The 13,360-nt window shown below is 72.4% G+C and carries 12 protein-coding genes; 10 read left to right on the forward strand and 2 right to left on the reverse strand.

All coding sequences use genetic code 11. The features are described 5' to 3' along the window. Nucleotides 1–188: 188 nt before the first annotated feature. Nucleotides 189–1,391: a radical SAM family heme chaperone HemW gene (gene hemW / locus OG214_RS26610; protein WP_405987621.1), complete on the forward strand. Its 1,203-nt coding sequence runs from the start codon at nucleotides 189–191 to the stop codon at nucleotides 1,389–1,391. 228 nt (nucleotides 1,392–1,619) lie between these two features. Here the strand turns inward: hemW and OG214_RS26615 are convergent, their stop codons facing one another. Both OG214_RS26615 and OG214_RS26620 read right to left on the reverse strand, forming a co-directional pair. Next, nucleotides 1,620–2,450 (reverse strand): DUF3097 domain-containing protein, encoded by an 831-nt coding sequence (locus OG214_RS26615; RefSeq protein WP_383033295.1) that lies wholly within the window; start codon nucleotides 2,448–2,450, stop codon nucleotides 1,620–1,622. A gap of 33 nt (nucleotides 2,451–2,483) precedes the next feature. Continuing rightward, nucleotides 2,484–3,338 (reverse strand): MBL fold metallo-hydrolase, encoded by an 855-nt coding sequence (locus tag OG214_RS26620; protein ID WP_405986168.1) that lies wholly within the window; start codon nucleotides 3,336–3,338, stop codon nucleotides 2,484–2,486. A 242-nt stretch (nucleotides 3,339–3,580) separates the two neighbouring features. On the opposite strand from OG214_RS26620, the gene hrcA reads away from it, so the two are divergent. The 9 genes from hrcA (at nucleotide 3,581) to OG214_RS26665 (ending at nucleotide 13,256) form a co-directional block, all read left to right on the forward strand. Next, the gene (gene hrcA / locus OG214_RS26625) at nucleotides 3,581–4,597 is read left to right on the forward strand and encodes a heat-inducible transcriptional repressor HrcA (RefSeq protein ID WP_093601192.1); all 1,017 of its coding nucleotides are present in this window, start codon (nucleotides 3,581–3,583) and stop codon (nucleotides 4,595–4,597) included. Then, nucleotides 4,598–5,734, forward strand: a complete 1,137-nt coding sequence (dnaJ, locus tag OG214_RS26630; protein ID WP_363081223.1) for a molecular chaperone DnaJ — start codon at nucleotides 4,598–4,600, stop codon at nucleotides 5,732–5,734. 301 nt (nucleotides 5,735–6,035) lie between these two features. Next, the gene (locus OG214_RS26635; protein WP_363081224.1) at nucleotides 6,036–7,151 is read left to right on the forward strand and encodes a nitronate monooxygenase; all 1,116 of its coding nucleotides are present in this window, start codon (nucleotides 6,036–6,038) and stop codon (nucleotides 7,149–7,151) included. Continuing rightward, on the forward strand, nucleotides 7,148–7,885 hold the full coding sequence (locus OG214_RS26640) for a 16S rRNA (uracil(1498)-N(3))-methyltransferase (protein ID WP_363081225.1): 738 nt from the start codon (nucleotides 7,148–7,150) through the stop codon (nucleotides 7,883–7,885). Before OG214_RS26635 ends, OG214_RS26640 begins: the two co-directional genes overlap by 4 nt. Nucleotides 7,886–8,075: 190 nt before the next feature. Beyond that, nucleotides 8,076–9,464 carry an ATP-binding protein gene (locus OG214_RS26645; RefSeq protein WP_405986169.1) on the forward strand — a complete coding sequence of 463 codons (1,389 nt, stop codon included), beginning with the start codon at nucleotides 8,076–8,078 and terminating at the stop codon, nucleotides 9,462–9,464. Between the two features lie 76 nt (nucleotides 9,465–9,540). Next, a complete protein-coding gene (locus tag OG214_RS26650; RefSeq protein WP_405986170.1) occupies nucleotides 9,541–10,620 on the forward strand; it encodes a tetratricopeptide repeat protein in 1,080 nt (359 codons plus the stop codon). Between the two features lie 50 nt (nucleotides 10,621–10,670). Then, on the forward strand, nucleotides 10,671–11,030 hold the full coding sequence (locus tag OG214_RS26655; protein ID WP_363085074.1) for a histidine triad nucleotide-binding protein: 360 nt from the start codon (nucleotides 10,671–10,673) through the stop codon (nucleotides 11,028–11,030). Between the two features lie 5 nt (nucleotides 11,031–11,035). Beyond that, the gene (locus OG214_RS26660) at nucleotides 11,036–11,944 is read left to right on the forward strand and encodes a ribonuclease Z (protein ID WP_363085073.1); all 909 of its coding nucleotides are present in this window, start codon (nucleotides 11,036–11,038) and stop codon (nucleotides 11,942–11,944) included. Between the two features lie 199 nt (nucleotides 11,945–12,143). Continuing rightward, nucleotides 12,144–13,256: a carbohydrate kinase family protein gene (locus OG214_RS26665; protein WP_405987622.1), complete on the forward strand. Its 1,113-nt coding sequence runs from the start codon at nucleotides 12,144–12,146 to the stop codon at nucleotides 13,254–13,256. The last annotated feature ends 104 nt before the right edge of the window (nucleotides 13,257–13,360 follow it).

Below are 13,360 nucleotides of genomic sequence, written 5' to 3' on the forward strand. Positions count from 1 at the left end.
ACGGGCCGAACGGGCGGGATGCGCCGCACGGCCGGATGCGTCGCACGGGCCGGATGCGCAGGACCGGCCGGAGTCACCGGACGCGCCGGATGAGAGGGGCCGGAGGCGGGAGACACCGGCGGGCCGGACAACCCGCCGGGTACGGGACACTGGGGGGTATGCCTTCCGCACTGCCCGACGGTGACCCCATGCCCGAGACCGGAGCGCTGCCTCCGCACGCGCTGACGGGCGCGGCGGACCGGCCCCTCGGCTTCTATCTGCACGTTCCGTACTGCGCGACCCGCTGCGGCTACTGCGACTTCAACACGTACACGGCGACCGAGCTGCGCGGCTCGGGCGGCGTGCTGGCGTCCCGCGACAACTACGCCGAGACGCTCGTCGACGAGATACGGCTGGCCAGGAAGGTGCTGGGCGACGATCCGAGGCAGGTCCGTACGGTGTTCGTCGGCGGCGGTACGCCGACACTGCTCGCGGCCGGGGACCTCGTACGGATGCTGGGCGCGATCCGGGACGAGTTCGGGCTCGCGGACGGCGCGGAGATCACCACGGAGGCGAATCCGGAATCGGTTGATCCGGCGTATCTGGCGGCGCTGCGGGAGGGCGGCTTCAACCGGATCTCGTTCGGGATGCAGAGCGCGAAGCAGCATGTTCTGAAGGTCCTGGACCGTACGCACACCCCCGGGCGGCCCGAGGAGTGTGTCGCGGAGGCCCGCGCGGCCGGGTTCGAGCATGTGAACCTCGATCTGATCTACGGCACGCCGGGGGAGAGCGACGACGACTGGCGCGAGTCGCTGGCGGCGGCGGTGGGAGCGGGGCCCGACCATGTCTCGGCGTACGCGCTGATCGTGGAGGAGGGCACGGGACTGGCGCGGCGGATCCGGCGCGGCGAGGTCCCGATGACGGACGACGACGAGCACGCGGACCGGTATCTGATCGCGGACGAGGTCCTGGCGGAGGCGGGCTTCTCCTGGTACGAGGTGTCCAACTGGGCCACCTCGGAGGCGGCCCGCTGTCTGCACAACGAGCTGTACTGGCGCGGCGCGGACTGGTGGGGCGCGGGTCCCGGCGCCCACAGTCATATGGGCGGGGTGCGCTGGTGGAACGTGAAGCATCCGGGGGCGTACGCGGCGGCGCTGGCGGAGGGCCGCTCGCCCGGCGCGGGCCGGGAGATCCTCTCCGAGGAGGACCGCCGGGTGGAACGCGTCCTGCTGGAGCTGCGTCTGTCCGCCGGCTGCGAGCTGTCCCTCCTGCGCCCGGACGGTCTGACCGCCTCGCGCCGGGCCCTGGCCGACGGCCTGCTGGAGCCGCTCCCGTACGAGCGGGGCCGGGCGGTCCTGACGCTACGGGGCCGCCTCCTGGCGGACGCGGTGGTCAGGGACCTGGTGGACTGACCGGCTGGACTGACCGGCGCGGACCGAGCGCCCGCGATCGGCAGTACGTACTGCTCACCGAAACGTACTGCTCACCGAACCGGCCGGCGGCGGGGAGGCCGCCGATCACCGGGCGAGGCGGACCGGACAGGGCCTGGTCCGGCGACCCCGTCCCCCGGATCTGCTCGGTGCCGGCGGATCCGCTCGGCGCCGAGCCGGACACCTCGGAGTCCGGGACGCTTCACCCGGTCAGGCGTCACCGCCGGCCGTGACGAAGTCGATCAGTTCCTCCACCCGGCCCAGCAGCGCGGGCTCCAGGTCTCTGAAGGTCCGTACCCGGGACAGTACGTACTGCCACGCCGCCCCCGTGTTCTCCGGCCAGCCCAGCGCGCGGCAGACGCCCGTCTTCCAGTCCTCGCCCCTCGGGACCGAGGGCCACTCGGGGATGCCCACCGACGACGGCTTCACCGCCTCCCAGACGTCGATGTACGGGTGGCCCGCCACCAGGACGTCCGGGCCGGTCACCGCCGCGGCGATACGGGACTCCTTCGAGCCCGGCACGAGATGGTCGACCAGCACACCGAGCCGGGCGTCCGGCGCCGGGCCGAACTCGGCCACGACAGCCGGAAGATCGTCGATACCGCCCAGATACTCGACGACCACGCCCTCGACGCGCAGATCGTCGCCCCACACCTTCTCCACCAGTTCGGCGTCGTGCCGGCCCTCGACATAGATACGGCCGGCCCGCGCCACCCGCGCACGGGCCCCGGGCACGGCCACGGAGCCGGAGGCCGTACGGGTCGGGCGGGCCGGGCCCCCCGCCGTCGGGCGCACCAGGGTGACCACCCGCCCGTCCAGCAGGAACCCGCCGGGGACGAGCGGGAAGACCCGGTGCTTGCCGAACCGGTCCTCCAGCGTGACCGTCGGACCCTCCGCGGTCTTCTCGCAGCGGACCACCGCACCGCAGAATCCCGTCGACACCTCCTCGACCACCAGATCCGGATCCGGCTCCGCCGGGACCTCGGGCGCGGGCGTGGACTTCTTCCACGGAGGCGTCAGATCGGGGCTGTAGCTACGCATTCGCAAGACGATAGGCCGCACCGGCCGGTACGGCTACGACACCCCGAACCGCGCCGCCAGCGCGTCGCGTTGTGCCCGTACGAACGCCGCGTCCACCACCGCGCCGTGTCCCGGCACATACACCGCGTCCTCGCCCCCCAGCGTCAGCAGCCGGTCCAGGGCGGCCGGCCAGCGCCCCGGGACGGCGTCGGGGCCCGCCTGCGGCTCACCGGACTCCTCCACCAGATCGCCGCAGAAGACCACCGAGGTCGCGCCCGAAGCCCCCGCGACCCTGGTCGCCCCCGACGCCCCTGCCACCTCGGCCGCCCCCGAAGCCCCCGCCACCAGTACCGCCAAGTCGTGCGCCGTATGGCCGGGCCCCGCGTTCACCAGCACCGCCCGGCGCCCGCCGCCCAGTTCCAGGGTGAGCAGCCCCGACACCTCGTGCCGGGGTGCCACCAGCCCGTCCACCGCCCTCGCCGTCTCCTCCGCGTCCGCCCCGAGCCGTACGGCCTCCTCGAACAGGCCCGACATACCCGACATGACGGCTGGATCGGACAGGCCGGACAGGCCGGACGGGCCGGACGGGCCCGAGCCGCCCGCCGTCAGCAGCCGCGCCATGCCCACCGCCCCGTACACCTCCGCCCCCGGGAACGCGGCCGTCCCCAGCACATGGTCGAAGTGCGGGTGGCTGAGTGCGATATGCGTCACGTGCCGGCCGCCGCCCAGCAGGGCCCGTACCCCGGCGGCGAGTTCGGCGCCCTCACGGACCGTCGAGCCCGTGTCGTACAGCAGGACGGCGTCCGTGCCCACGACCAGTCCGGCCGTCGCGTCCCACCCCGGCAGCCGTCGCCGCCCCACTCCCGGGGCCAGCCGCTCCCACCCGTGTTCTTCCCAACAGACGTCCATACCAGGACGCTACGGGACGGTACGGAAACGGCGCCGCCACCGATACGCCGGATCGGGCGGTACCGTGTTCGGCCGCTCTTGCTCCGGGTGTACCCCACGGCCGTACACTTACGGGGGGAGTATTGGCACTCCCCGTGAGCGAGTGCCAAGAAGAGTGTCAAGAAGTTGCCAAGAAGTGAGTAGCAGGACCGGAACGACCGCGGAACGGCCCGGCACGACGACCAGAGCTGGAGGTGTGCGCCATGCTCAGCGAACGCAGACTCGAGGTGCTGCGCGCCATCGTCCAGGACTATGTCGGCACCGAGGAGCCCGTCGGCTCCAAGGCGCTCACCGAGCGCCACAAGCTCGGTGTCTCACCGGCGACCGTCCGCAATGACATGGCGGTGCTGGAGGACGAGGGCTTCATCGCCCAGCCGCACACCAGCGCGGGACGCATCCCGACCGACAAGGGCTACCGGCTCTTCGTCGACAAGCTGGCCGGTGTCAAGCCGCTGTCCTCGCCGGAGCGCCGTGCCATCCAGAACTTCCTGGACGGCGCCGTCGACCTCGACGACGTCGTGGGCCGTACGGTCCGGCTGCTGGCGCAGCTCACCCGGCAGGTCGCCGTCGTCCAGTACCCCTCGCTGACCCGCTCGACGGTGCGGCACGTGGAGCTGCTGGCGCTCGCGCCCGCCCGGCTGATGCTCGTCCTGATCACGGACACGGGACGGGTCGAGCAGCGCATGGTCGACGCTCCCGCGCCCTTCGGTGAGACCTCGCTCGCGGATCTCCGGGCGCGGCTCAACAGCCGGATCGTAGGACGCCGCTTCGCGGATGTCCCGCAGCTCGTGCAGGACCTGCCCGACTCCTTCGAGCAGGAGGACCGCGGTGTGGTGTCCACCGTGCTCGCGACCCTGCTCGAAACCCTGGTCGAGGAGACCGAGGAGCGGCTGATGATCGGCGGTACGGCCAACATCACCCGTTTCGGACACGACTTCCCCCTGACCATCCGGCCGGTGCTGGAGGCGCTGGAGGAGCATGTGGTGCTCCTCAAGCTGCTCGGCGAGGCCAAGGATCCCGGCATGACCGTACGTATCGGGCACGAGAACGCCCATGAGGGCCTCAACTCCACGTCCGTCGTCGCGGTCGGCTACGGTTCGGGCGACGAGGCAGTCGCCAAACTCGGCGTGGTCGGACCGACCCGCATGGACTACCCCGGAACGATGGGAGCGGTACGCGCAGTGGCACGTTACGTCGGACAGATCCTGGCGGAGTCGTAAGTGGCCACGGACTATTACGCCGTACTCGGCGTACGCCGCGACGCATCTCAGGACGAGATCAAGAAGGCATTCCGGCGGCTCGCGCGCGAGCTGCATCCGGATGTCAATCCCGATCCCAAGACGCAGGAGCGCTTCAAGGAGATCAACGCCGCGTACGAGGTGCTGTCGGACCCGCAGAAGAAACAGGTCTACGACCTCGGCGGGGACCCCCTCTCGGCGAACGGGGGCGGGGGCGCCGGCGGCTTCGGGGCCGGTGGCTTCGGCAACTTCTCGGACATCATGGACGCGTTCTTCGGCACGGCGTCGCAGCGCGGCCCCAGATCGCGGACGCGGCGCGGCCAGGACGCGATGATCCGGCTGGAGATCGACCTCAACGAGGCGGCCTTCGGTACGACGAAGGACATCCAGGTCGACACGGCCGTCGTCTGTACGACCTGTTCCGGCGAGGGCGCGGCGCCCGGCACCTCGGCGCAGACCTGTGACATGTGCCGTGGCCGTGGCGAGGTCTCGCAGGTCACCCGGTCCTTCCTGGGCCAGGTCATGACCTCGCGGCCGTGCCCGCAGTGCCAGGGCTTCGGTACGGTCGTGCCGACACCGTGCCCCGAGTGCGCGGGCGACGGGCGTATCCGCTCCCGCCGTACGCTCACGGTCAAGATCCCGGCCGGTGTCGACAACGGCACCCGCATCCAGCTCGCGGGTGAGGGCGAGGTCGGCCCCGGCGGCGGTCCCGCCGGTGATCTGTACGTCGAGATCCATGAGCTGGCGCACTCGGTGTTCCAGCGGCGCGGCGACGATCTGCACTGCACGGTCACCATCCCGATGACGGCGGCGTCGCTGGGCACGAAGTGCCCGCTGGAGACGCTGGACGGGATGGAGGAGATCGACGTGCGGCCGGGCACGCAGTCGGGCCAGTCGATCCCGCTGCACGGCCGGGGTATCACGCATCTGCGCGGTGGCGGCCGGGGCGATCTGATCGTGCATGTCGAGGTGATGACCCCGTCGAAGCTGGACCCGGAGCAGGAGCGGCTGCTGCGCGAACTGGCGAAGCTGCGCGGCGAGGAGCGCCCCACGGGCCAGTTCCAGCCGGGTCAGCAGGGTCTGTTCTCGCGGTTGAAGGACGCGTTCAACGGCCGGTAGGCCGGTGGCTGGTGGGCGGTTTGCCGGGCCGGGGGTCCGGGGGTGGTCCCCCGGGTGGTGCTGTCAGCCGGGTCGGCGGGGTCTGTTCTCGCGACTGAAGGACACGTTCAACGGGCGGTAGGCCAACGGCCGGCGGGATCTGTTCTCGCGGCTGAAGGACACGTCCAGCGCCGACGGGTTGTTGTGGGCCGGCGTTCAGGGATTTCTCTGGACGTCGGCCTTTTTGCGCGGCCTTTTCAGCGGCCCCGCCAGGTGCGGCACCGATTCGGAGCTGTCACGGAGGGCATGGCACCATGCCTCCATGTCCTCCGCACTGACCGATCTCTGCCGGTATCCGATCGTGCAGGCCCCCATGGCGGGCGGCGCCTCCTGCCCCCAGCTCGCCGCGGCTGTCTGCGAGGCCGGCGGTCTCGGGTTCCTCGCCGCCGGGTACAAGACGGCGGACGGTATGTACGAAGAGGTCAAACAGCTGCGCGGGCTGACCGGTCAGCCCTTCGGGATCAATCTCTTCATGCCGCAGCAGCACAGCGCCGACCGCGCGACCATCGAGGTCTACCGCAATCAGCTCGCCGGTGAGGCGACCTGGTACGAGACACCGCTCGGCGATCCCGAGGCCGGACGGGACGACGGCTATGAGGCCAAGCTCGCGATCCTGCTCGACGACCCGGTGCCGGTCGTCTCCTTCACCTTCGGGTGCCCGACCAGGTCCACCCTGGACGCCCTGGCCCGCGCCGGAACGTACACCGTGGTCACGGTGACCACACCCGAGGAGGCGCAGACCGCGCAGTGGTCGGGCGCCGACGCCGTCTGTGTCCAGGGCGTCGAGGCCGGCGGACACCAGGGCACCCACCGCGACGACCCCGCCGTCGACGGCGCGGGCATAGGACTGCTCTCGCTGATCGCCCAGGTCAAGGAGGCCGTACAGCTTCCGATCGTCGCCGCGGGCGGGCTGATGCGCGGCGGCCAGATCGCGGCGGCGCTCGCGGCCGGCGCGGACGCGGCGCAGCTCGGTACGGCGTTTCTGGTGTGCCCCGAGTCCGGCGCGAACGTACTGCACAAACAAGCCATGACCAACCCGCTGTTCGTACGGACCGAGCTGACCCGGGCGTTCTCCGGCCGGCCCGCCCGTGGTCTGGTCAACCGCTTCATGCGCGAGCACGGCCCGTACGCCCCGGCCGCCTACCCCGAGGTGCACCATCTCACCTCCGGACTGCGCAAGGCCGCGGCCCGGGTGGGCGATCCGCAGGGGATGGCGCTCTGGGCGGGACAGGGCCACCGGATGGCCCGTGAACTGCCCGCCGGCCAGCTCGTCGAGGTGCTGGAGGCCGAACTCGAAGCGACCCGCGCCTCGTTGGCCACCGGCCTGGGCAATGGCCTCGGCAACGGCCAGGGCAGCGGTGTGGGCACCGCCTCGTGACCGCTCCGGTCTTCGTCGTCGAGGACGGCGTACTGCGCGTGGGCACGGTCACGCTCGACGGTGCCGAGGGGCGTCACGCCGTCTCCGTAAGGAGGCTGCGCGTCGGCGAGGAGATCGTACTGACCGACGGCGCGGGCACCGGCGCGTACGGGACGGTCGCCGCCGTCGAGGGCAAGGACCGGCTGGACGTGGCGGTCACGGAGGTACGGACCGAGGCGGAGCCCTCGCCCGGGATCACGGTCGTCCAGGCGCTGCCCAAGGGCGACCGCGGGGAACTGGCCGTCGAGACGATGACCGAGACCGGCGTCGACACGATCGTGCCGTGGCAGGCCGCGCGCTGCGTCACCCAGTGGAAGGGCGAGCGGGGCGCCAGATCACTGGCCAGATGGCGGGCCACGGCGCGTGAGGCGGGCAAGCAGTCGCGCAGGCTCCGCTTTCCCGAGGTCACCGGCCCCATGACCGACAAGCAGGTCGCGGCGCTGCTCGCGGACGCGGACTTCGCCGCCGTCCTGCACGAGGAGGGCAGCGAACCGCTGGCCACCGCGCCGCTGCCCGCCGATGGCCGGATCGTGCTGGTCGTCGGGCCCGAAGGGGGCGTGTCCCCGGAGGAGTTGGCGGCGTTCGCGGCGGCGGGTGCGAAGCCGTACCGCCTGGGCCGTACCGTACTGCGCACCTCAACCGCCGGGACGGCGGCCACAGCCCTGCTGCTCGGCCGCACCGGTCGCTGGTCCTGAGACCTCCGGGGCATCCGAGGCAGACGCGCGGGGTCTCCGAGGCGTCCGAGACGTCTGAGGCGTACGGGGCCGGATCCGGGTCCGTACGAAGGAACATGCTGCTCAACGCCGTGCGGCGCCGTTCAACCATCGCGGCCCGTACTCGCCACCCGCTGGACAGCGGCCCACCGCCGCTTCGTAGGCTGGCGGCATGTCCGACGAGTCTCCGCTGATCCGGAGCCTGCGCGCCGCCGTGGCCGCGGCTCCCGACGATGTGCCGCTACGGCTCCATCTCGCCGAGCTGCTGCTCGGCGCGGGACACACGGAGGAGGCGGTCACCGAGGCGGCCGTCGTGCTTCAGCGGGCGCCGGGGGACGCCGACGCGCGGGCGCTGATGATGCGCGCGATGGGAGCGCCGGCCACTCCAGAAGCCCCCGCTGCTCCCGGTGCCCCCGCTGCTCCCCTGGCTCCGGCGGCTCCCGTGGAGACTCCGGCCCCCGTGGCCCCGGCGGTCCCCGTGGCCCCTGCGGTCCCCGCGGAGACGGACGTTCCGCGTCAACCCCCCTCCGAACCGGGCGGATTCGACTGGACCGCGGCCGAGCGGCAGATCGAGGACGCCGTCCCGCCCCGCTTCGTCACCTCCGACAGCGCCGCGGACTCCCCGGCCCCCGAGGCTCCGCTCGCGGCCGACGGCGGCGGCGACGCCGGCTCCGTCCCCGCCTGGGACATCGACGCGCCCGGGTCCGTCAGCCTCGCCGATGTCGGCGGGATGCGGGAGGTCAAGGACCGCCTCGAAGCCGCCTTCCTCGCCCCCATGCGCAACCCCGAACTGCGCAGGCTGTTCGGCAAGAGCCTGCGCGGCGGACTGCTTCTGTACGGTCCTCCCGGCTGCGGGAAGACGTTCATCGCGCGGGCCGTCGCGGGCGAACTGGGCGCCGGATTCCTGTCCGTGTCGGTCAACGACGTACTGGACATGTGGATCGGCAACTCCGAGCGCAATATGCACGAGGTGTTCGAGACCGCCCGCCGTCAGGCGCCCTGCGTGGTCTTCCTGGACGAACTGGACGCGCTGGGCGCCAAGCGGAGCCGTACGCACCACAGCGGGATGCGCAACACCGTGAACCAGCTCCTCACCGAACTCGACGGTGTGGACGCCGCCAACGAGGGCGTGTTCGTGCTCGCCGCCACCAATGTCCCCTGGGACGTGGACATCGCGCTGCGCAGGCCCGGCCGGCTCGACCGTACGCTGCTCGTCCTGCCGCCCGACGCGCCCGCCCGCGAGGCGATCCTCCGGTACCACCTGCGCGACCGGCCCATCGAATCCGTCGACCTGGGCAGACTGGTGAAGGTCACCGAGGACTTCTCCGGCGCCGATCTCGCCCATCTCTGCGACTCCGCCGCGGAGAGCGCGCTGCTCGACTCGGCCCGTACGGGCACGGTCCGCATGATCAATATGAAGGACCTGCTCGCGGCGGCCAAGGAGCTACGGCCGTCCACGGAGCCCTGGTTCGCGGCGGCCCGCAATGTCGCCATGTTCGCCAACGACGGCGGTATGTACGACGATCTCCTCGCCTATCTGAAGAAGAAGCGGAAGCTGTGACCGCCGGCCGCCCCGGCTTCGGCCGCCCCGGCTTCGGCCGCCCCGGCTTCGGCCGCCCCGGCTTCGGCCGTCTCCGGTGAGCGAGGCGCTGAAGCGGGCCGACGCGCTCCATGAGATGGGCCGTTACGAGCAGGCCGCCGCCACCGTGTCCGCCCATCTCGCCGGTCGCCCCGACGACGCGCGCGCCTGGGTCCTGCTCGCCCGCTGCACCCACGCGCTCGGCGACCGCGCCGAGGCGCTGCGCGCGGTGGACGAGGCGCTGCGCGCCGACCCGCACCGGCTCTCCGCCTGGATCGTGCGCGCCGAACTGCTCACCGGCGCGCGCCGGTACACCGAGGCCGAGGCGGCGGCCCGCGAGTCGATCCGGCTCGCACCGCACTTCTGGGGCGCGTACCAGGCGCTCGCCTGGGTTCTCGACCGCTCCGGCGACCGCTCCCGCCGCCAGGAGGCGTACGCCGTCGCCCGGCAGGCCGCCGAACTCGCCCCGGAGCACGACTCCGCGCACTTCCTCGTCGGGGTCACCGCCCACCGGCTGCGTGATTTCCAGACCGCCGAACTCGCCTACCGCACCGCGCTGCGTCTCAACCCGCAGAGCAGCGAGGCGCACAACAACCTGGCGATGCTGAGCATGGGCCACCGATGGCGGCGGCGCGGCGCGTGGGCCGCCGCGGCGGAGGGCTTCGCCACGGCGGCGGCCCTCGACACGGCGGACCGGGACGCCCGGTTCAATCTGGAGTCCATGGCCTGGGGCGTGGCGGCGGGCGCCCGCTGGGTCGCGCTGGCCGGACTCGTCGTCTCCGTCCTCGGTACGGTCGGTCCGCGCACCGGTGACAGCGGCACCGGCGCCCTCGTCGCCCAGGGCATGGCGGCCACCGCGCTCGCGGCGCTCTGGGCGGGGTGGGGGCTGTGGATACGGCACCGGCTGCCCGCGCGGCTGCGCCGGCCGATGCTGCTGCTGGCCCGCCGCTGCCCGCCCGTGGTGGCGATGGGCGTGGCCGTCGGACTGCTGGGACTCCACTCGGCGGCCGTGGTCGCCCTGCCCGGGGCGGGCGCGGGCCTCGTCGGCGGACTGGGCGTGCCCCTGTTCTGGGGGATGCTCCTCACGTACTGGCTCAGCAGGGCGGCTCTCAACAGACGGCGGCCCGCGGACGGATAGCATGCGTCCATACCGAACGGATCACCGGCGGCGTCGAGGAGGACCGGATCATGGCCGGAGAACCACAGGCCGACTGCCTGTTCTGCAAGATCGTCTCGGGGGAGGTGCCGGCCACCGTCGTACGGGAGACGGAGACCACCGTCGCCTTCCGTGACATCAATCCGCAGGCCCCGACCCATGTCCTGGTCATCCCCCGGTCGCACTACCCGGACGCGGGCGCCCTCGCCACGGCCGAGCCGGGCGTCGCCGCCGACGTGCTGCGCGAGGCGGCGGCGGTCGCCGTCGAGGACAGGACCGACGGCAGCGGCTACCGGATCGTCTTCAACACGGGCGCCGGGGCCGGTCAGACCGTCTTCCACGCCCATGCCCATGTGCTGGGCGGCCGCGGCTTCAACTGGCCTCCCGGGTAGGCGTCTTGTCCGTACGAGAACTGGTCGTGCTCGGCACCGCCAGCCAGGTGCCCACCCGCCACCGCAACCACAACGGCTATCTGCTGCGGTGGGACGGCGCGGGAGTGCTCTTCGACCCGGGCGAGGGCACCCAGCGCCAGATGCTGCGCGCCGGGGTCGCCGCGCACGACATCGACCGGATCTGTGTCACGCACTTCCACGGTGATCACTCGCTCGGACTGGCCGGGGTCATCCAGCGGATCAATCTCGACCGGGTGCCGCATCCGGTCACCGCGCACTACCCGGCGAGCGGACAGCACTTCTTCGAGCGGCTGCGGTACGCGACTGCCTACCGTGAGACCGTCGCGCTGACCGAGGCGCCGGTCACCGGTGACGGGGTGCTCGCGCGGACCCGCGCGTACACGCTGGAGGCGCACCGGCTCTCCCACCCCGTCGAGTCGTACGGCTACCGGCTCGTCGAGCCGGACGGGCGGCGGATGCTCCCGGCGCTGCTGGCCGAGCACGGTATCGCGGGCGCCGATGTGGGCCGTCTCCAGCGCGAGGGCTCCCTGAACGGTGTCACCCTCGACGACGTCAGCGAGACGCGCAGGGGCCAGCGGTTCGCCTTCGTCATGGACACCCGGCTCTGCGCGGGGGTGCGCACGCTGGCCGAGGGGTGCGATCTGCTGGTCATCGAGTCGACGTTCCTGGACGAGGACGAGCGGCTGGCGACCGAGCACGGTCATCTCACGGCGGGCCAGGCGGGACGGGCGGCGCACGAGGCCGGCGTACGGCATCTCGTACTGACGCACTTCTCGCAGCGCTACACCGATCCCGACGAGTTCGAGCGGCAGGCACGCGCGGCCGGGTTCGACGGTGAACTGACCGTCGCCGCCGATCTGGTACGGGTGCCGCTGCCCAAGCGATCCGGCTGACGGCAAGACCGGTCATGAATCGATCGATTTTTGATTGATCACTGATCAAGTTCTGACTGAATGCGACGCGATGTCGAACTGAAGCGAACATGGCCCTGATGGGGATCCCGAGCGTCCGCCCCGGCGGCGAGGATCGGGCAGACTGTCCGGATCCGCACGCGATCGGGAGCACGCCGTGATCACACCCAATGGAGACCCGCTGGAACACACCGCGGAACACGCCGCGCATGCCGCCGCGCATGTCGATCCGCTGGGCGCGCTGCGCGCCCCGGACGACCCGGCCTGCGATGTCTATCTGACGGGCACGGTCTTCCTCGACATCATCTTCACCGGCCTGGACAGCGCGCCCGTACGCGGTACGGAGTCCTGGGCACGCGGTATGGGATCGAGCCCAGGCGGGATCGCCAACATGGCCACCGCGCTCGCCCGGCTCGGACTGCACACCTCGCTCGCGGCGGCCTTCGGCGACGACCACTACGGCGAGTACTGCTGGGACGCGCTGGCGCAGGGCGAGGGCATCGATCTGTCCCGCTCCCGCACCGTCCCCGGCTGGCACTCGCCCGTCACGGTCTCCATGGCGTACGAGGGCGAGCGGACGATGGTCTCGCACGGCCACGAGGCCCCGCCGCCCGAAGGCGCCCTCCCGGAATGCCCGCCCCGCGCGCGGGCCGCAGTCGCCGCGCTCACCCCGGGCCGCCGCGACGAGTGGATCGCCCGCGCCGTCCGCCACGGGGCGCGGATCTTCGCCGATGTCGGCTGGGACGAGTCCGGCCGCTGGGATCTGGCCGGACTGGCCGATCTGGAGCACTGCGAGGCCTTCCTGCCCAACGCCGAGGAGGCCATGCGCTACACCCGTACCGACTGCCCCAAGGCAGCCGCGCGGATACTCGCCGAGCGGGTGCCGGTCGCTGTCGTCACGCTGGGCGCGGACGGGGCGTACGCCGTGGACGGCGCCACCGGCGAGACCGCCGAGGTCCCGGCCATCGCGGTGGAGGCCCTGGATCCGACGGGCGCGGGCGACGTCTTCGTGGCGGGCTATGTCACCGGCACGCTCGCCGGCTGGCCGCTCGCGGACCGGCTGGCCTTCGCCGGGCTGACCGCCGCGCTCTCGGTCCAGGAGTTCGGCGGCTCGCTCTCCGCGCCCGGCTGGTCGGAGGTCGCGACCTGGTGGCAGTACGTACAGGCCTGCCCGGACCAGGACCCGGCGGGGCTGCGGCGCTATGCCTTCCTGGAGGAGCTGCTGCCCGCGCCGAGCAGGCCGTGGCCGCTGCGCAGGGCCGTACCGACCATCGGCTTCGGCCGCTCGGGCTGAGCCGGGGCCGCCGTCCCGGAGGCGACGCGGAGGCGACGCGAAGGCACGCCGCGCCGACGCGTACCGCCCGCCCGGCCCGGCCCGCACCGCCGCTCCGCCCGGCG

This window comes from Streptomyces sp. NBC_00872, assembly GCF_045161915.1.
Taxonomy (GTDB): Bacteria; Actinomycetota; Actinomycetes; order Streptomycetales; family Streptomycetaceae; genus Streptomyces.